The following is a 17,730-nucleotide window of genomic DNA, read 5'->3' on the forward strand; positions in this document are numbered from 1 at the left end:
AACTGACCGGTCGTATCTATCTCTCCCCCGATTCTCGCGGTGCCTCGGCCGCTCTGCGATCAGGAAAGTCGCACGATCCGTGCCGCTCACCCCTACCGCTCCGTCCACGCCGCGGCCGCCCGCAGCTCCGCGGCGACCGCCTCGATCCCGTCCGCGTCGAGCGCCCCCCGCTCAGTGACGACCTCGTCGACGAGGTCCGCCGGCGTCACGTCGAACGTCGGGTTCCGCACCTCGATCGGTGTGTCGTCGTCGTACACCGCCGACCGGTCGCCGGTCTCCGAGACGGCGCGATCGCGCGTCGCCACCTTGTCGGTCGCCGCCACGACGGTGACGGGGATCCCCTCGCGTTCCGCGGCGAGCGCCGCCGTCCGGGTCCCCGTCTTGTTCACGACGGCTCCGGTGGGCAGGACCGTGTCCGCGCCGACCACGACCCGGTCGACCGGCTCCGTGGCGAGCACGTGTGCCACGGCCGCGTCGGTGTGGACGACCACCGGGCAGTCGACCGCGTCGTCCGCGGCCAGCGACTCCGCGACGGCGACTCCCTCGCGGGCCGGCCGCGACTCGGCGACGAACACCCGGGAGGGGTCGCCGTCTCGGATCGCCGCCCCGACTGTGCCGGACCGCGAGAGCGTCAGCATCGGTCCCGAGATCCGATCGGCCGCCGAGGCGGCGGCCGCGGCGTCGGCCGCGAGCGCGCGGTCGATCGCGTCGGCGGCGGCGTCCCGAAGGGTCGGCGCGTCGACCGGCGCTCCCCCGGCCTCGTCGAGGGCGGCCGTCATCGTCCGGTTCACGCGGTTCCGGAGGACCGCCATCGACGGCCGCGCAGCGAGCAGCCGCCGGGCGAGCGCGGCGAGGGCCTCGAACTCCTCGTCGGGGGACGCGGCGGTCGACCCGCCGCCCTCGCGTTCCGCGGCGAGCGCCGCCGCCCGGTCGCGGAGGGCTTCGAGCGCCCGGACCGAGAGGTGCGAGGCGCCGTGTTCCGTGTCGGCGGCGATCTCCTCCGCAGGTGACGCCGCGGCGGAGCCCCCGTCGGAGCGGTCGGTCATCGCAACGGCCGGTCACCTCGAGGCGGGCACGGAGACGACCGCCGCCGGCGCGTCGCGGGGGACGCGTTCGGTCGTGCCGCCGAGAGGTCGGCGGCCGCGAGCGACGCCTCGCTGCCGCCCGCGGGGATCGGGGTCGTGCCGTACATGTGCGCGACGATACGGCGGCGAGTTCAAAGAATCTGGGGCCGAACCGCCGAATTCGGGCGGATCCGGCGCCCCGATTCTCAGATCGAGCACTCGCACCGACAGCGTATTTACGCCCCGCCTGCTACGTCTCCGACATGACTCTCGTCGTGGTGCCGGTCCGGTTCCCGCCGTCGTCGCACTCCGAGGCGACACTGCGAGAGGCCGTCCGCGTCGCCGAGGAGCGGGACGCCGACCTCACCGTCTTCCACGTCGACCTCTATCAGAACTCGGGCGGCGTCTCCCGCAGCGACCTGAAACGCGCCGTCGAGCAGCGGATCGGCCGGCTGGACCGCGCGCGGTACGTCGTCCGCCGGGGGTTCCTCGTCGAGGAGACCATCCTCGAGGAGATCGTCGCCGAGGGGGCGGACGTGGTCGTCATCGGCTCGAAGCAGGCCGGCCGCTGGCGGCGGATGGTCCAGAAGCTCCTCTCCGATCCGGACATCGACGCGTATCTCCGCGACGAGCTCGACTGCACCGTGATCACGGTCGAGGCCGACGGCGAGACCACGACCAACGAGGCCGGCGAGGACGCCGGCGACACCGCGCCCCTACCGGAGGACAGCGCGGGCGACTGACTCGGCACGTCGAACTCTCGGCGTTCGGCGCCCGATTGCCCGATTCCTCCCCGCTCACTCCTCGCCGGCCACCTCGTACCGACGCTCGTACTCGATGACGGTCGCGACGCGGTCGGCGATCTCCTCGCCGAACTCGCGCTCGACGAGGTAGAGGGCGAGGTCGATCCCGGAGGTCACCCCGCCCGCGGTGAGTAGGTCGCCGTCGTCGACGACCCGCGCGTCCACGACCGTCGCGCCCGACTGGCGGAGCTCGTCGATCGCGGAGGCGTGGGTGACCGCGCGCCGCCCGTCGGTGACGCCCGCCTCCGCGAGGAGCATCGCCCCGGTACACACCGCGGCGGTCCGGACGCCGGCGGCGTGGTACTCGCCGAGCGCGCGCGGCACATCCCCCTTCTGCGCCTCGGCCCACGCGCTCGCGTCCTCGTCGCGCGCGGTCCAGCCGCCGCCGGGAACGACGAGCAGGTCGGGCGCTCCCCCTCCGTTCGGGTCCGGAAGCACGCCGTCGATCCCGACGCGGGTCCCGTGGCTCGCGGTCACCCGCTCGCGCTCGTCGAGCGTGACGTACCGGACGCGGCCCGGTCGGTCGGCAGGATCGGCGTCGCCCGATTCATCCTTCTCCTCTTCCGCGGCGTAGCCGAGCGCGTAGTCGAACACCTCGTACGGCCCGATCCCGTCGAGCTCGTCGAACCCGTCGTACAGCAGAATATCGACGTTCACTGTCGGGACCGTACGCGCCAGGGCGGCATGTGCGTTTCCCCGGTGTGCTTTCCCGGAGACTCGCCCTCGACTCGCCTCCGACGTATCTCCCCGGCTCACTCCCCGGCGAACGCCTCGACGACCGTCTCGATATCGCCGGCGACGCGGTCGCGGTCGATCCGTTCGCCTCGGTAGGCTCGCTCGACGACGCCGTCCGGGTTGACGAGCAGGGTGACGACGACGTGCGTGAAGTCGTACCCCTGCAGCCGGTCGCTCTCGGTCGTGCGCTCGAACCCGATTCCGAGTCGGTCCCCCACGACGGCTTTCGCTCGCTCCCGGGTCTCCGGCCGGAGGTAGTGCCAGTTGCCCGCGTCGAGGTCGACGCCGGTTGACTCGGCGTTGTCTCGAAGCGCCGCCTCGTCGTCGCGCTCGGGGTCGAACGTGATCGGGAGGAAAAGCGTCTCATCGGTCAGCCCCGCGTCGGCGACGCGCCGCTGCACCCCGACGAGCCGCCGGAGGAGGATCCCGCACTCCGCGGGACAGGAGGTGAAGACACCGGTCACGATCGCGGTCCGCTCGACGGCCTCGCTGTCGACGGCGATCCCGGCGATCGGGTCCCGCAGTTCGAACGCCGGGAGCGGCTCGCCGTACGCGGGGTACGCGAGGTCCCCGCTGTCCGCGATCTGGTCCTCCTGCGGACCGAGCACGACGCCCTCCGGGCCGCCGCCGAACGCGGAGGTACACCCGGCAGTCGCGCCCGTCGTCGCCGCGGCGATCCCGCCGAGAAACGCTCGCCGTTGCATGCCGAAACCGACGGTTTGCGGGCGCATAACCGGTCTGGTGCGGGCGTCGAACGACTCGCCCAGCGATCCGGAGTGGACGGGTGTTTATAAGGGCGAGTAGTACGGGATCGGCGGGTGCGGCAGCGGGACCCCGAGCGTCGCGAGGCCGTGCTGGAGCGGGACGTATCCGAGTGCGACGAAGGCGACGCCCAGCGCGCGGTGGAGGCGCATCCGGGTGTCGACGCTCACGGACCCGAACACGGTCCCGAAGAGGAACAGCGCCGGCACGGTGCCGAGCCCGAGCGCGGCGAGTGCGGCGGCGCCGCCGAGCGCGTTCCCCTGCACGAATGCATACAGGAACGCCGGGTACAACAGGGGACACGGCAAGAGCCCGTGCGCGGCGCCGAGCCCGACGATCCGCCAGTCACCGACCCACGCGTCGACGCGCGGGACGATCCGCCGGGTGACGACCCCCGAGGCGGCCTCGATCCCGGGAACCGGAATACGCCGGAGCTCCAGTCGGAGTGCGTACCGCACGCCGATCGCGATGACGACCGCACCGACGACGATGCCCGTGAGCGCGCGGACGTCGTCGGCGACCGTCGTCACCGTCCGTGCGGTGACGAACGCGAGGCTCCCCGCGAGGCCGAACAGTCCGCCGAGCGCGGCGTAACTCGCCGTTCGCCCGAAGTTGAACAGCGCGTGTTGGCGCACCTGTCGCACGGTGAGATCGTCTCGACCGCCGGCCCGCGCGGCCCGCCCTCGGCCGCCGTCACCGCCCGCGGCGTCGGCCCGCATCCGGTCGGCGTACGTCGAGACCAGTGGCCCGCACATCCCGAGGCAGTGGGCGCCCCCGAGGAGCCCGACGAGCAGGAACACGCCGAGGCTCAGCGGTTCGACGGAGTGGATCGTCCCGGTCGGCTCGCACGTCGCCGCCGGGACGGATGTCTGACGGGCCAGCGAGTCGAGGCCGCCCCCGAGTGCGCGCATGATCGATCGGTGTCCGGGGGCGACCCTAACGGATCTGGTGCGATCGACGAATGCGGCGGCGAGAAGGAGTGTCGACGACCGACCGCGACCCGGTCACTCGAACAGGCTGTCGACGGTCCGAACGAACCGGTCGACGATCCGGTCCGGGAGCGACGCCGACACCTCGTCGAGGAGCGCCGCGGTCCGCTCGGGGCGCGCGAGCGAGAGGCGCATGGGTCGCTCATCGGACTTCTCGACGATTTCGCTTTCGACCAGGTTCGAGACGTGCCACGAGACGGTGCTGCGCGCGAGGTCGAGCTCGTCCGCGAGCGCCTTCGGTCGAGTCGGTCCGTCGGCGTGCAGTCGGACGAGGATCGCCCGGGCGGTCTCTCGCCGGAGGAAGGCGAGCGCCCGCCGCTCCCACGGACCGAAGGTCGGGTCGAAGTAGTGGGCTCGCCCGCCGATCCGCTCGACAGCGACCTCACCGTCCCGGACGAGCCGGCGGAGGTGATACTGCGCCTGTCCGGTCGCGATGTCGAGGTCGCGGCTCACCCGGTTGAAGTGAACGCCCGGCGTGTCGCGGACGTGTCGGCGGACCCGGGCTCTGGTGTCCGGCATGGGTGCTCGCTGTCGGCTACCGGAGCGGCGGTTAAAACCTCCGCGCGCGTTCCCTCCCAGCGGGAGCGGTCCGGGAGTGTATTCTTGTCGCGCGCCGCACTACGACCCGACAACGTGATTCCGACTCCCGCGAGCGCGACCGTCGGCGGGTGGGGCGTAGAGGGGTCGCTACCGCTGCTCGCCGTCGTGTTCGTCGCCGGCGCCGGGACCGGGCTCCTCTTCGTGGTGAGCCTCGTCGCGTACCGCCGCCGCCGGAGCGCGCAGTACGCGCTTATCAGCGTCGCCGTCGGCGCCCTCCTCGCCCGCTCGGTCGTGGGCGCGGGCACCGTCCTCGGCGTCGTGCCGATGCCGGTCCATCACTACCTCGAACACAGCCTCGACTTCCTGATCGCCGCGCTCGTCCTCTACGCTGTGTACGCGCACGCACCGGGGTCCGTGGGCGGCGACGCGCGGTCGGAGTGACCGACGAGCGGGCGATTCCCGCCGCCTCAGTCGGCGAGCCCGCTTCGAACGCGCTCGATCGCCGCGTCGACGCGGCGCCCGTACGCCAGCGTCGCGCCCCCGGCGAGCGCGCCGAGGAGCGTCCAGCCGACGAGCGACCCGACCGCGCGGCCCGTCGAGACGAAGCCGCCCTCCGGGGCGAAGGCGACGCCGATCACGTGTTCGAAGGTGAGCCCGCGGAACGCCCCGTTCGGCGTCAGCGCGAGCGACCCCGGGATCGACGCCGGCGACGCCCCCGCTCCGAGCGAGCGGAGCAGGAGCAGGTCGCCGCCGAGCACGCCCGCGACCAGCGCGAGGACGCCGATCGCGACCGCGCTCCGGCGGCTCGCGGCGACCGCCGAGACCGCGGCCGCGAGCGACACGTACGCCGCGCCGAGGAGGAGGACGAACGCGAGGAACCGGAGGTACAGCAGCGGCGAGTCGATCCCGGCGTGGGTCGCGAAGATCCCCGTGTCCGGCGCGGCGGTCAGCCAGACCCCGACGCCGACCGCGGCGTACGGAACGCCGACGACGCCGACGAGCGCGACCGTCCGCGCCAGTAACACCCCCGCGACGTACTCGCCGACGCGGACCGGATACGTCCGGATCACCGCGAGTTCCCCGCTCGCGCCGTCGGCGAGCAGCGCGCGGTAGCCCAACACCACCGCGGCGAGCGGGACGAGCGCCTCCGTCGGGAGGAGCAGGTCGACGACCGCCGGCACGAACCCGGTCGCGCCCCCGCCGCCCGCCGCGAGGAGGCCGCCGACGGCGACGAGCAGTCCGGCCGCCAGCACGGCGTAGCCGGGGGTCCGGACCACCGTCGCGAGTTCGCGCCGAAACACGGTCGCGACGCCGACGAGCGCCCCCGTCATCGGTCCGACACCCCCGTGACGTGGACGTTCGGCTCCGCGTCGTCGCCCTCTCCGTCTCCCTCTCCGCCGCGCTCGTCTCCGTCGCCGGGGGCCTCGCCCTCGTCTCCTGCACCCGTCCCCGGTTCCCCAGCCACGACGCGGTACAACTCCCTCGCGTCGGCGGCGTCGTGGTCGTCGAGCAGCCGGTCCAGCGGTCCCGCGGCGGCGACGCCCCCGCGACGGAGAACCGCGACGCGGTCGGCGTGCTCGTCGACGAGGTCGAGCGCGTGCGAAGCGATCACCACGGCGGTGTCGCCGTCGGCCCGCTCGGCCGCCGCGCGGAAGGCGCGCTCTCGCATCCCCGGATCGAGACCGCTCGCCGGCTCGTCGAGGGCGACGAGAGCGGGGTCGCCGAGGACCGCCTGTGCGATGCCGAGCAGGCGCCGCATGCCGCCCGAGAGCGCCTCGACGCGACGGTCGCCGGCGTCGCCGAGCCCGACCCGCTCAAGCGCCGCGTCCGGGTCGTCGCCGACGAGCCGCCCGTAGAACGCGAGCGTCTCGCGGGCGGTGAACCCCGGGCGGAACGGCACCCGCTGCGGGAGGTAGCCGATCGACTTCCCTCCGGTCCCGCCGGGCTGTCGGACCTCGCCCGCGGTCGGCTCCGTCGCGCCGACGAGCACCCGGATCAGGGTCGACTTCCCGGACCCGTTCGGGCCGACCACGGCGGTGACGCCGGGCTCGACCGCGAGCGAGACGGCGTCGAGAACCGGGACGCCGCCGTACGTCCGGGTGGCGTCCGAGAGGGCCGCGACGGGCTCGTCAGGCACCGCCGGCGCCCCCCGTCGTCGCCCTCGCCGAAGTGACGGTCGGCTCGGCGTCGACTCGCCGCGTTTCTCGCCCGATACCCCCGCTCGTCGCGTCGCGATCGCGTGCGTTCATGGCTGCGTTCTCGTCTGTGCTCCCGTCCCGCTCGTCCGGTTCCGCGCGCCAGTCGGCGTGGACCGGGCCCGCGTTCGGGGCGAGCGCGGCGTCTATCCGTTCCGGCGAGTACGGCGCGGCCGCCGGCGCCGGGTCGGTGATGCTCCCCGAGCGCGCCCCGGGCACGGTCCCCCGGAGCCGGTCGAGGAGGGCGACCGCCGGCGATTCGCGCACGGCGACGGCGGCGACGTGTCGGTGCAGGGCGCCGTCGACCGGCGAGGTCGGCCGGTACGCTCGCTCGCCCGGCTCGTGGGTCCCGAGGTTCGCCCCCTCCCAGTAGTTGCCCCGATCGCCGTCGGCCCAGATCCGGAGCGCGCCCGCGCCGGCGGTCGCGTGTTCGGCGTTGCCGACGAAGTCGTTCGCGACGACCCGGCTCGACGGGACGACCGTGGTCGCGCGGACTCCGACCTCGTTGTTCACGGCCACGTTGCGCTCGTACAGCGACCCCCGCGAGCTGGTCGAGAAGCCGAGCCCGTTGCCGACGAGGGTGTTGTACCCGATGTACGTCCGGGTGCCCGACGCCTGAATTCCCGCGCTGGAGTTCCGCACGTCGTTTCCGACGATCGCGTTGCTCGACGGCCGCGTCATCACCGTGATGCCGGCGAACAGCTCGTTTTCGAACGCGTTGTCGGCGAGCAGCGCGTCGCCCGTGTACATGAGGTGTGCCCCGTAGCGGTTGTCGGTGAACGTCGAGTTCCGGACGACCGAGCCGTCGGCGCGGTGGAGGTAGATCCCGTCGCGCCCGCCCTCGAACCTGCTGTCCGTCACCGTCACCCGCGACCGCATCCCCGTGATCCCCATGAAGCCGTCCTGCCACTCGTCGGCCCCGTCAACGCGGAGATCCCGGACCACCGCGTGGGAACCCTCCCGAAGCAGCAGCCCGCTCGCGTTCGCCTCGACCGCCACGTCGTCGACGACGAGCCCCGGCGCGTCGATCGCGCGGATCCCCGCGTCACCGTGGCCGTAGCCGAGCTGGATGTTGGTGTCCCACGCCCCTCCGTCGGCCGGCCCGCCGTCCCCGGCCTCGCGCGCCGCGTCCGGGTCGCGCGTCTGCCCACCGCTCCCGTCCACGGTGACCCCGGTGATCGCCACGTCCGGGGCCCGCACCGTGATCACCGACCCGTTGCCGTCGCCGCGAATCAGCGCGTCGTCGCCGGCGACCGTGACCGACTCGTTCACCGTCAGGGTCTCCTCGTACGTCCCCGGCGGGACGACCACGGTCGTGTTCGGCGGCGCGGCCGCGACCGCCGCCTCGACCGTCGGCGCGTCCTCCCCGACGACGACCGACACCGGCCTGTCGGCGCGGCGCTCGGCGGCCGCGATCCGGTCGTCGGCCGCGGCCCACCGCTCGGGGGCCATCGCGCGCACCGTCGCTGCCGAGTCCGTGTCGAACGACCGCCCCCGAATGGTCTCCCAGTCGACGACCCGTCCGCCGTGGTCGGCGACGAACGCCTCGGCGGCGCCGCGCTCGCGGAACGGGACGACCGTCTCGCCGGCCGGGCTCCGGGCCTCGCTACCGACGACGTACACCGCCTCGTCCGCCGGCGTCCACTCCCCGAGCCGCTCCGACTCGAACAGCCCGGCCCCGGTCGTCCCCGGCCGAGCGTCGTCGAACGTCTCGACGTAGGCGGCGATCGGATAGCCGAACTGGCGTTCCGTCCGGCCGTCGTCGAGCGTCGCCGCGAACGACTCGACGCCGTTGTACCCGACGACGTACTGGAGCTGCGAGTAGAAGACCTGCGTCCGCGGCACCCTCGCTGACCCGGCCATCAGCGCGTCCGTCTCGGAGGAGAGCCCGAGCTCGACGACGTCGTCGTAGGCGACCGGCGAGGGCGCGGCTGCCTCGGGGTCGGCGGCGAACGCCCCGGCCGTCGCGACGACGGCGGCGAGGAGGAGCGCGGCGAGCGCGATCCGGAGCGTGCGAGACGGATCCGCGTAGGGGTCGAAAACCGCCACGGATGGCGTTCGCTCGGCGGGGGCTTATCCGATCTGGTTCGTTCCTCGAACGACGAGATGAATCGGTCCCGAGGGCCTAAGACGGTCGTTTCGAAATGATAAGGCATGACCGAACACCAGCGGCTGTCGGCGTCACGTCGGCGCCTGCTCGCCGGGGTCGGCGCGGGACTCTCGCTCGCCGCTGCCGGCTGTCTGGGCGACGAGAGCGCGTCGATCACTCCCGTCTCGCTCGACGGCGAGCGGGCCTGCGACCAGTGCGGCATGATCATCGAGGACCATCCCGGGCCGGTCGGACAGATCCACTTCGAGGACGACGAGCCCGAGGGCGGGCGTCCGGGGCAGTTCTGCAGCAGCACCTGCACCTACACCTACCGGTTCGACGCGGAGGACGCGGAACGGACCCCGCTGGCGACGTTCCTCACCGACTACTCGCTCGTCGACCAGGAGGTGTTCGAGGAGGGCTCCGACACGATGTTCTCCTCGCACGTCGAGCGCGAGGCGTTCTCGCGGACGACCGACCTCACCGTCGTCGCGCGCAGCGAGGTCGTCGGCGCGATGGGGCCGGAGCTGATCCCGTTCAGTGAGGAAGACGACGTCGACGCGTTCGTCGACGAATACGGCGGCGAACCGATGGCTGCGGGGGACGTGGATCGGGGAACGCTGGAAGCCCTATAAGTACCCAAGCGCCGGCCGCGTATCGCTTATAAACGGATCGCCGCGAGCTCGAAGGCGTTTATAAACGGTGTCCGAGAGCGAGAGCGTGGGTCCGCGGTCTACTCCGCGGCGCCCCACTGCTCGACGCGCTTCGGCCGGTCGGAGACCGCCATCACGTCGATGTCGTCGCCGGCGTGGTCGATCGCCTCCAGGGCGGCCTTCGCGGAGGCGTGCGTCGAGAAGTAGGTGATCTCCTCCTCGACGGCGACCTCCAGCAGCTCGCGCTGGCGCGAGACGATGAGGTCGATCTCGCCGCGCCGCGCGGCCTCGATCAGGTCGGTCGCCTCGCTCAGCTCGAAGTGCTCGGCGTACCCCGCGACGAGGGCCTCGCCGGCCTCGGTGTCCGGGTCCGGGAACTCGTCGGCCGAGAGGTCGACGACGGCGGTGCCGGACTCCGGGATCGGCTTGCCGGTCGCGTCCTGCGCCTTGTCGTACGCCTTGCCGAACGAGCGGGCCGTCCCCATCACTTCGCCGGTCGACTTCATCTCCGGGCCGAGCCGCGGGTCGGAGCCCGGCAGGCGGTCGAACGGGAGGACGACCTCCTTCACGCTGCGGTGCTCCGGGATCTGCTCGTCGACGTCGAGGTCGTCGAGCGTCAGGTCGTCGGTCATCACCTTCGCCGCGAGCTTCGCGATGGGGACGCCGGTCGCCTTCGAGACGAACGGGACCGTCCGGGAGGAGCGCGGATTCGCCTCCAGCACGTACACCTCCGACTCCTCGTCGTCGCCCACGCCCGTCACCGCGAGCTGGACGTTGAGCAGGCCGACCGTGTCGAGCGCGCGGGCGATGTCCTCGGTGACCTCGCGGACCCGACCGAGCGTCTCCTCGTCGAGCGAGCGCGGCGGGATCATGCACGCGGAGTCGCCCGAGTGGACGCCCGCGCTCTCGACGTGCTCCATCACGCCGCCGAGGAGCACGTCCTCGCCGTCGGCGACGGCGTCCACGTCCAGTTCGACCGCGTCGTCGAGGAACTGGTCGACTAAGATCGGCTTGTCCGGCGACACGCGGACCGCCTCCTCGATGTACTCCTCGAGCTCCGCGTCGTTCTCGACGACGCGCATCGCGCGGCCGCCGAGGACGTAGGAGGGACGCACGAGGACGGGATAGCCGATCTCGTGGGCGAGCTCGAGCGCCTCCGCCTCGCTCGTCGCGGTGCCGCCCTCGGGCTGGGCGACGCCCATCTCGTCCATTAAGACGTTGAACCGGTCGCGGTCCTCCGCGAGATCCATCGCCTCGACGCTCGTCCCCATGATCTCGCAGTCGAGCCCGCGCCGCTGGAGCTCGGCTTCGAGCGGTTCGCCGATGTTCACTGAGGTCTGTCCCCCGAACTGGACCATCACGCCGTCGGCGCCGGTCGCCTCGGCCACGTCCGCGACCTCCTCGGCGGTTATCGGGTCGAAGAAGAGCCCGTCAGAGGTGTCGTAGTCCGTCGAGACCGTCTCCGGGTTGTTGTTGACGACGTGCGCCTCGATGCCCAGCTCGCGGAGCGCCTGGATGGCGTGGACCGAACAGTAGTCGAACTCGACCCCCTGGCCGATCCGGATCGGCCCGCCGCCGACGACGACCACGCTGTCGACGCTCTTGTCGACGACCAGCTCGCCGGCCGCGGCGTCGCCCTTCAGCGGTCCGCGCTCGAACTCCGACTGGCGGGCGGAGTAGTAGTACGGGGTCTGTGCCGCGAACTCGCCGGCGCAGGTGTCGACCTGTTTGTACGTCCGACCGGGCACGTCCGTCTCGACCGCGTCGACGTCCGTCCCGCCCCCGGCGAGCGCCGCGATCTCGGCGTTCGTGTGACCCGCGGTGGCCGCCTGCGCGAACTCGCCGTTCTGGGCGGCCTGCGCGGACTCGCTGACGCGTTCGAACCGCTCGAGGTACCACGGCTTGATGCCGGTGAGGTCCTCGATGTCCGCGACCGTGTAGCCGCGGTCGAACGCCTCGAAGATCGCGTACGGGCGATCGGGCGTGGGGCGCTCGAGGTACTCGGTCTCGAGCGTCTCGTCGTCCACGTCGACCCAGTCGACCGCCGGGTCGTACTCGGAGGAGCGAAGCGACTTCAACAGGCTCTCCTCGAAGTTCCGACCGATCGCCATCGCCTCGCCGGTCGACTTCATCGCCGTGCCGAGCTCGAAGTCCACGTCGTCGAACTTGTCGATGGGCCACCGCGGCACCTTCGTCACCACGTAGTCGATGGCGGGCTCGAAGGCGGCGGTGGTCTCGCCGGTGATCTCGTTGTCGATCTCGTGGAGCCGCTTGCCCAGGGCGACCTTCGCGGTCACGCGGGCGATCGGGTAACCGGTCGCCTTCGAGGCGAGCGCGGAGGAGCGCGAGACGCGCGGGTTCACCTCCACCACGCGGTACTCGCCGCCGGGCGTCCCGTCGTCGTGCCACGCGAACTGGATGTTACAGCCGCCTTCGATGCCCAGGTCCCGAATCACTTCGAGCGCCGCGTCGCGCATCTCCTGGTGCCCGTCGTCGGGGATCACCTGCGAGGGGGTGACGACCGTCGACTCGCCGGTGTGGATCCCCATCGGGTCGATGTTCTCCATGTTACAGATGATGATACAGGAGTCGTCGGCGTCCCGCATCACCTCGTACTCCAGCTCAACCCAGCCGGAGATCGACTCCGTGATCAGCACCTCGCTGTTCCGCGAGAGGCGGAGCCCCTTGCGGACCCGCTCGACGAGCTCCTCGAAATCGTCGACGACGCCGGAGCCGGAGCCGCCGAGGGTGTACGTCGTCCGGGCGATGACCGGGAGGCCGCCGACCGCGTCAACCGCCTCCTGTACGCGCTCGCGGAAGTACTCCTCGTCGAAGTCGGTGACCGACTCGTCCTCGTCGAGCGAGATGGTCGTCGACTTCGGCACGGGCTGACCCAGGTCCTCCATCCGCTGGCGGAACAGGTCGCGGTCCTCCGTGGCGTAGATCGTGTCGAGGGGCGTTCCCATCACCTCGACGTCGTACTCCTCTAAGATACCCTCCTCGGCGAGCTCAGCGGTGACGTTGAGCCCCGTCTGACCCCCGAGCCCGGCGATGACGCCGTCGGGCTCCTCGATCCGGATGACCTCCGAGATCGCCTCGGGCGTGATCGGCTCGATGTACACACGGTCCGCGGTCTCCGGGTCGGTCATGATCGTCGCCGGGTTCGAGTTCACTAAGACGACGCGGGCGCCCTCCTCCTGGAGGGCGCGACACGCCTGCGCGCCGGAGTAGTCGAACTCGGCCGCCTGTCCGATCTGGATCGGTCCGCTGCCGATGAGTAGTATCGTCCGGTCCTCGCTCATTACGCGGACGGAATACGCTCATCGTAATAAGGTCGGCGATAGAATACGAATCTCGCAGCGAGTTTGCGATTTTCGCAAGGTATGTCGTCTCATGGCAGATGAGATAAGATGTCACACGATCGGCCGGTTTATCGGAATGCCGGATACAGTCCACGTGCATGGATTTCGTGACGCCCCCGCCGCTCCGCGACGACCAAGCGCTCGCGATCGTGGCTCCCTCCCGACCTTCGGACGCGACGACGCTCCGGATCGGCCGTGAGCGACTCGCCTCGCTCGGCGTCGAAACGCGGGTGTTCCCGACGGCGGATCCCGACCGCGACGAGCCGGCGTCGCCCGCGGCGCGCGCGGCTGACATCGAGGACGCGTTTACCGATTCCGAGATCGGTGCCGTGATGGCGTACACCGGCGGCGACGATCAGCTCCGAGTCTTACGACACCTCGACGGCGGCGCGCTCGCGTCGAACCCGACCCGCTTTTTCGGCTACAGCGACAACGACAACCTCCGGCTGTTCCTCTGGAACCGCGGGGTCGTCAGCTACGGGCTCGGCCTCCACCCCGACCTCGTCTGCGACGCCGAGCTTCACTCGTACACCGAGCGATACCTCCGACGCGCGCTGTTCGAGGAATCGCTCGGCCGGGTAGCGCCCGCCGACGAGTGGACCGACGACTGGTTCGACTTCGAGACGCGCGAGCCTCGCGACTGGCGCGACAACCCCGGCCCGACGACGTGGGTCGGGCCCGCCGCCGACCCCGACGAGCCGGTCCGCGGCCGAACGTGGGGCGGCTCCTTCGGGATCGTGAAGTGGCACCTCCAGGCGGATCGGTTCCTCCCGGACCCCGAGCGGCTCGACGGGGCCGTCCTCGCGCTGGAGACCTCGGAGGACGTGCCGCCGCCGCGCGAGGTCGGCTACACGCTCCGCGCGATGGGCGAACGCGGACTGTTGGAGCGGTTCGACGGCGTCGTTTTCGGGCGCCCGCGGACCAACGCGCCGCCGCTGGAGTGGGACCCGGATCCCGACGAGTATCCCGCCGAGCTGGAGGACATCGTCACTCGCGAGCTCGAACGGTACGCGCCCGACAGCGTCGCGGGCTTCGGCTACGACTTCGGCCACACCGAACCGTCGTTTCCGCTCCCGCTCGGTGGGGTCGCGACGCTCGACCCGGCCGACGGCGCACTCCGGTTCGGGTCGGAGTGAGCGCGCTCCCCCTCCGGGGGCCGCTGCGATCAGGTCTCCAGCCGGTACCGGTAGGGCCGGTCGTCGATGACCTCGACCTCGCCGCGATCCGCCCATCGGCCCAACACCGTGGCGACGCGGTGCGGGCTGTCGATCTCCTCGCACTCGCCCGCGAGCGCGAGGATCTCACGCGCCGTCAGCGGCTCGTCGGCCTCGGCGAGCACACCGCGGATCCGGTCGTACCGGTCGTATTTCCCGGCGCTCATACGTCTTACGTACGGTCGCCGAATATATAGGGTTCAGTGAGACACGAGTCAGACAATCGTCTGACAGACGCTCCGAAGCGGTCGTTTTCGGCGGTTTGAGCCGCCGATCGAGTTGTGGTTTATAAGCGTTCGAACGCCGCGATTAGGCGTACGGGTCCTCCGCCTCCAGGTCGCGCTCGGCGCGGTACTGGTCGACGAACTCGGCCACGTCGAACTCGACCATCTCTTCTTCGAACGCCGAGAGCGCCTCGTCGTCGTCGGCGTGGCTCACGGCGTGTTCCATCAGCTCGACGACGAGCTCGACGACGACCTCGTGGAGCCGGCGGGAGTCGAAGTCGGTCACCCACGCCATCGCGTACCCCACGTCGGCGTTCTCGCTGGCGTCGTACGCGACGACGGCCTCCGGGAACTCCTCTAACACGACGCCGAGCAGGTGCGGGGTGTCGAACTCCGGCATCTCCTCGCTGGTGGTCTCGATCGCCTCGCGCAGCACCTCGACGAGGAAGTCCGGCAGGAACCGCTCCGGGGGATGCACGTCCATCACGACCGCGTGGGTCTCGCCGCAGTCGCACTCGAACTCGCGCATCCCCAGGTCCAGCTCGCCGGACGCGATCGTCTGCCCGCACGGCAGCTCCAGCGTGTTCTCGTCGCCGCCGGGGACGCGCGGCTGGGACATACCCGTCGTTGGTCGCTGTCGGGGTTAAAAGGCGCGGAACGGGACGGGAGAGCGGACGGTCGGCTAGGGCTCGCTCGCCTACTGGAACCCGATCCGGCCGCCGGTGTCGCGGAGCGACTCGCCGCCGCCGCCCTTGAACTGCTGTTCGACGTCCTCGTAGTACGCGAGGATGTCGTCGGTGATCGTGGGGCGCACCGACTCCATCGCGCGCCGGAAGTGCTTCATCTCCACCTCCTCGGCGTCGTCGTCGTCGCGCAGCGCCTCGATGGCGGCCTCGCGGGCGATCCCCTCCAAGTCGGAGCCGACGTAGCCGTCCGTGATCTCCGCGACCTCCTTGAGGCTCACGTCCGGGGCCAGCGGCGTGTCCTGCGTGTGGATGTCGAGGATCTGCTCGCGGCCCTCCTGGTCCGGCTGACCGATCATCACGAGCCGGTCGAACCGCCCGGAGCGCAGCAGCGCGGGGTCGATCATGTCCGGCCGGTTGGTGGCGCCGATCACCATCACGTCGCCCATGTCCTCGAGCCCGTCGAGCTCGGTGAGCAGCTGGTTGACGACGCGTTCGGAGACGTTGTTCCCCATCTCCTGGCCGCGCGAGGGCGCGAGGCTGTCGAGCTCGTCGAAGAAGATGATCGTCGGGCTCACCTGCCGGGCCTTCCGGAAGGTCTGCCGGATCGCCTTCTCCGACTCGCCGACCCACTTCGAGAGCAGCTGCGGCCCCCTGACCGAGATGAAGTTCGCGTTCGTCTCGTTGGCGACCGCCTTCGCCATCAGCGTCTTCCCGGTGCCGGGCGGCCCGTACAGCAGCACCCCCTTCGGCGCGTCGACGCCCATTCTGTCGAACTTCTCCGGCGAGGTGAGCGGCCACTCCACGGACTCTTGGACCTGCTGTTTGGCGCCTTCGAGCCCGCCGACGCTGTCCCACGAGATCTTCGGGAGCTCGACGAGCACCTCGCGCATCGCCGACGGCTCCACCTCGTTCAGCGCGCCCGAGAAGTCGTCGCGCTTGACGATCATCCGATCGATCAGGCTCGGCGGGACCTCCTCCTCGTCTAAGTCGATCTCGGGGAGGTACCGGCGGAGCGCCTTCATCGCGGCCTCCTTGGTGAGGCTCTCGATGTCGGCGCCGACGAACCCGTGCGTCTCGTCGGCGAGGTGGTCTAAGCTCACGTCGTCAGAGAGCGGCATCCCGCGGGTGTGGATCTGGAGGATCTCCTTGCGGCCCACCTCGTCCGGGACGCCGATCTCGATCTCGCGGTCGAACCGCCCCGGTCGGCGGAGCGCGGGGTCGACGCTGTCGACGCGGTTCGTCGCGCCGATGACGATCACCTGCCCGCGCGTCTCCAGCCCGTCCATCATCGTCAGCAGCTGGGCGACGACGCGGCGCTCGACCTCGCCGGTCACGTCCTCGCGCTTCGGCGCGATCGAGTCGAGCTCGTCGATGAAGATGATGCTCGGGCTCTCCTCTTTCGCGTCCTCGAAGATCTCGCGGAGCTGCTGTTCGGACTCGCCGTAGTACTTCGAGATGATCTCGGGGCCGGCGATCGAGAAGAACGACGCCGAGGTCTCGTTGGCGACCGCCTTCGCGAGCAGGGTCTTCCCCGTGCCCGGCGGGCCGTGCAGGAGGACCCCCTGCGGCGGCTCGATCCCGAGCTTCGAGAAGATCTGCGGGTGTTTCATCGGTAGCTCGACCATCTCGCGGACGCGCTGGATCTCCGACTGGAGCCCGCCGATGTCCTCGTAGGTGATCCCGCCGCCGGTCTTCTCGAACCCGGAGATCGGCTCCTCGCGCAGTTCGACCTCGGTGTCTTCGGTGATCAGACAGACGCCGTCGGGCTCGGTCTCGACCGCGATCAGCGGGATCGCCTGGCCGGGCGACCGCATGAACGGGTGGTTCGTCGACGACATCACCGGGACGATGTCGCGCTCGACGACCGGCCGCTTGAGGATCTGGCGTTTCACCATGCCGGCGGCGTCGGAGCCGAACTGGACCGACGCCTCCTCGGGCGGGGCCAGCACGAGCTTGTCGGCCTTCTCGGCCTCCGCCTTCCGGATCGTCACGCGCTCGCCGATGCCCACGTCGGCGTTCTGGCGGGTGAACCCGTCCACCCGCACGGTGTCCGTGTTCCAGTCCTGGCGGTCCGCGCGCCAGACCTTCGCGGCGGTGGTCTCCGCGCCCTCGATCTCGATGATGTCGCCGGGCGAGAGCTTGAGGTGCAACAGCGTGTCGGGGTCGAGTCGGGCGATGCCGCGGCCCGAGTCGTTCGGGTACGCCTTCGCCACTTCGAGTTGGACTTCGTTCATGGTTCCTCGCGGGGGTTGTGCGTAACTGCACCCGGTTCGGGAATAAGCCTGTTGCCCCTGTCGGCGGCGCCGGTTCCCCCGGGAGATCCGGGCGGCGCGGCGATCTGTGTCATCATGTGGCACGGTACGGCGCCCGTATTTAAAACGCCGTCGCATGGGCGGGTTTTCGCCGTCTCCGCG

16 protein-coding genes are annotated in these 17,730 nt (G+C 71.1%); 4 read left to right on the forward strand and 12 right to left on the reverse strand.

All coding sequences use genetic code 11. The features are described 5' to 3' along the window. Nucleotides 1–92: 92 nt before the first annotated feature. Nucleotides 93–1,046 (reverse strand): hypothetical protein, encoded by a 954-nt coding sequence (locus JIN95_RS04605; protein ID WP_200530642.1) that lies wholly within the window; start codon nucleotides 1,044–1,046, stop codon nucleotides 93–95. A 281-nt stretch (nucleotides 1,047–1,327) separates the two neighbouring features. Between JIN95_RS04605 and JIN95_RS04610 the strand changes: the two genes are divergently transcribed. Then, complete coding sequence (locus JIN95_RS04610) at nucleotides 1,328–1,807, forward strand: universal stress protein (protein WP_095637733.1); 480 nt, start codon at nucleotides 1,328–1,330, stop codon at nucleotides 1,805–1,807. 54 nt (nucleotides 1,808–1,861) lie between these two features. Here JIN95_RS04610 and JIN95_RS04615 read toward each other — a convergent pair whose 3' ends face one another. The 4 genes from JIN95_RS04615 to JIN95_RS04630 all read right to left on the reverse strand — a co-directional run bounded on the left by JIN95_RS04615 (nucleotide 1,862) and on the right by JIN95_RS04630 (nucleotide 4,872). Further along, the gene (locus JIN95_RS04615; protein ID WP_200530643.1) at nucleotides 1,862–2,524 is read right to left on the reverse strand and encodes a DJ-1/PfpI family protein; all 663 of its coding nucleotides are present in this window, start codon (nucleotides 2,522–2,524) and stop codon (nucleotides 1,862–1,864) included. A gap of 95 nt (nucleotides 2,525–2,619) precedes the next feature. After that, entirely contained in the window at nucleotides 2,620–3,306 is a 687-nt protein-coding gene (locus tag JIN95_RS04620; protein ID WP_095637735.1) for an SCO family protein, read from the reverse strand. 84 nt (nucleotides 3,307–3,390) lie between these two features. Further along, nucleotides 3,391–4,275, reverse strand: a complete 885-nt coding sequence (locus JIN95_RS04625; RefSeq protein WP_095637736.1) for a sulfite exporter TauE/SafE family protein — start codon at nucleotides 4,273–4,275, stop codon at nucleotides 3,391–3,393. Nucleotides 4,276–4,368: 93 nt separating this feature from the next. Then, nucleotides 4,369–4,872: a winged helix-turn-helix transcriptional regulator gene (locus tag JIN95_RS04630; protein WP_095637737.1), complete on the reverse strand. Its 504-nt coding sequence runs from the start codon at nucleotides 4,870–4,872 to the stop codon at nucleotides 4,369–4,371. Between the two features lie 114 nt (nucleotides 4,873–4,986). Here JIN95_RS04630 and JIN95_RS04635 point away from each other — a divergent pair, with 114 nt between their 5' ends. Then, complete coding sequence (locus JIN95_RS04635; protein ID WP_095637738.1) at nucleotides 4,987–5,334, forward strand: hypothetical protein; 348 nt, start codon at nucleotides 4,987–4,989, stop codon at nucleotides 5,332–5,334. 26 nt (nucleotides 5,335–5,360) lie between these two features. On the opposite strand, the gene JIN95_RS04640 is transcribed toward JIN95_RS04635, so the two are convergent. Genes JIN95_RS04640 through JIN95_RS04650 form a run of 3 tightly spaced genes read right to left on the reverse strand, consistent with a single transcriptional unit; the run spans nucleotide 5,361 to nucleotide 9,137 of the window. Further along, a complete protein-coding gene (locus JIN95_RS04640) occupies nucleotides 5,361–6,224 on the reverse strand; it encodes a copper ABC transporter permease (RefSeq protein WP_200530644.1) in 864 nt (287 codons plus the stop codon). After that, nucleotides 6,221–7,030 (reverse strand): ABC transporter ATP-binding protein, encoded by an 810-nt coding sequence (locus JIN95_RS04645; RefSeq protein ID WP_200530645.1) that lies wholly within the window; start codon nucleotides 7,028–7,030, stop codon nucleotides 6,221–6,223. Before JIN95_RS04645 ends, JIN95_RS04640 begins: the two co-directional genes overlap by 4 nt. Beyond that, entirely contained in the window at nucleotides 7,023–9,137 is a 2,115-nt protein-coding gene (locus JIN95_RS04650) for a NosD domain-containing protein (protein WP_200530646.1), read from the reverse strand. The genes JIN95_RS04645 and JIN95_RS04650 overlap by 8 nt, the downstream gene beginning before the upstream one ends. Nucleotides 9,138–9,242: 105 nt before the next feature. On the opposite strand from JIN95_RS04650, the gene JIN95_RS04655 reads away from it, so the two are divergent. Next, the gene (locus JIN95_RS04655; protein ID WP_095637742.1) at nucleotides 9,243–9,812 is read left to right on the forward strand and encodes a nitrous oxide reductase accessory protein NosL; all 570 of its coding nucleotides are present in this window, start codon (nucleotides 9,243–9,245) and stop codon (nucleotides 9,810–9,812) included. Between the two features lie 98 nt (nucleotides 9,813–9,910). Here JIN95_RS04655 and carB read toward each other — a convergent pair whose 3' ends face one another. Continuing rightward, nucleotides 9,911–13,132, reverse strand: coding sequence for a carbamoyl-phosphate synthase large subunit (carB, locus tag JIN95_RS04660; protein ID WP_095637743.1), 3,222 nt, complete (start codon nucleotides 13,130–13,132; stop codon nucleotides 9,911–9,913). Nucleotides 13,133–13,290: 158 nt separating this feature from the next. Between carB and JIN95_RS04665 the strand changes: the two genes are divergently transcribed. Further along, nucleotides 13,291–14,328 (forward strand): S66 peptidase family protein, encoded by a 1,038-nt coding sequence (locus JIN95_RS04665; RefSeq protein WP_200530647.1) that lies wholly within the window; start codon nucleotides 13,291–13,293, stop codon nucleotides 14,326–14,328. Nucleotides 14,329–14,357: 29 nt separating this feature from the next. Here the strand turns inward: JIN95_RS04665 and JIN95_RS04670 are convergent, their stop codons facing one another. The 3 genes from JIN95_RS04670 to JIN95_RS04680 all read right to left on the reverse strand — a co-directional run bounded on the left by JIN95_RS04670 (nucleotide 14,358) and on the right by JIN95_RS04680 (nucleotide 17,550). Next, a complete protein-coding gene (locus tag JIN95_RS04670; protein WP_095637745.1) occupies nucleotides 14,358–14,573 on the reverse strand; it encodes a hypothetical protein in 216 nt (71 codons plus the stop codon). A gap of 142 nt (nucleotides 14,574–14,715) precedes the next feature. Then, on the reverse strand, nucleotides 14,716–15,249 hold the full coding sequence (locus tag JIN95_RS04675) for a DUF5815 family protein (RefSeq protein WP_095637746.1): 534 nt from the start codon (nucleotides 15,247–15,249) through the stop codon (nucleotides 14,716–14,718). A 78-nt stretch (nucleotides 15,250–15,327) separates the two neighbouring features. Next, nucleotides 15,328–17,550, reverse strand: coding sequence for a CDC48 family AAA ATPase (locus JIN95_RS04680; protein ID WP_095637747.1), 2,223 nt, complete (start codon nucleotides 17,548–17,550; stop codon nucleotides 15,328–15,330). Nucleotides 17,551–17,730 lie beyond the last annotated feature (180 nt).

It is taken from the genome of Halorubrum sp. LN27 (assembly GCF_016635065.1).
Classification (GTDB): Archaea; Halobacteriota; Halobacteria; order Halobacteriales; family Haloferacaceae; genus Halorubrum; species Halorubrum salipaludis.

What these genes read in the sequence shown, in the direction of transcription:
- carB (WP_095637743.1), bottom strand. Translation starts at nt 13,132, where the DNA reads ATGAGCGAGGACCGGACGATACTACTCATCGGCAGCGGACCGATCCAG.
- JIN95_RS04610 (WP_095637733.1), top strand. Translation starts at nt 1,328, where the DNA reads ATGACTCTCGTCGTGGTGCCGGTCCGGTTCCCGCCGTCGTCGCACTCC.
- JIN95_RS04605 (WP_200530642.1), bottom strand. Translation starts at nt 1,046, where the DNA reads ATGACCGACCGCTCCGACGGGGGCTCCGCCGCGGCGTCACCTGCGGAG.
- JIN95_RS04655 (WP_095637742.1), top strand. Translation starts at nt 9,243, where the DNA reads ATGACCGAACACCAGCGGCTGTCGGCGTCACGTCGGCGCCTGCTCGCC.
- JIN95_RS04675 (WP_095637746.1), bottom strand. Translation starts at nt 15,249, where the DNA reads ATGTCCCAGCCGCGCGTCCCCGGCGGCGACGAGAACACGCTGGAGCTG.
- JIN95_RS04625 (WP_095637736.1), bottom strand. Translation starts at nt 4,275, where the DNA reads ATGCGCGCACTCGGGGGCGGCCTCGACTCGCTGGCCCGTCAGACATCC.
- JIN95_RS04640 (WP_200530644.1), bottom strand. Translation starts at nt 6,224, where the DNA reads ATGACGGGGGCGCTCGTCGGCGTCGCGACCGTGTTTCGGCGCGAACTC.
- JIN95_RS04630 (WP_095637737.1), bottom strand. Translation starts at nt 4,872, where the DNA reads ATGCCGGACACCAGAGCCCGGGTCCGCCGACACGTCCGCGACACGCCG.
- JIN95_RS04665 (WP_200530647.1), top strand. Translation starts at nt 13,291, where the DNA reads ATGGATTTCGTGACGCCCCCGCCGCTCCGCGACGACCAAGCGCTCGCG.
- JIN95_RS04680 (WP_095637747.1), bottom strand. Translation starts at nt 17,550, where the DNA reads ATGAACGAAGTCCAACTCGAAGTGGCGAAGGCGTACCCGAACGACTCG.
- JIN95_RS04620 (WP_095637735.1), bottom strand. Translation starts at nt 3,306, where the DNA reads ATGCAACGGCGAGCGTTTCTCGGCGGGATCGCCGCGGCGACGACGGGC.
- JIN95_RS04670 (WP_095637745.1), bottom strand. Translation starts at nt 14,573, where the DNA reads ATGAGCGCCGGGAAATACGACCGGTACGACCGGATCCGCGGTGTGCTC.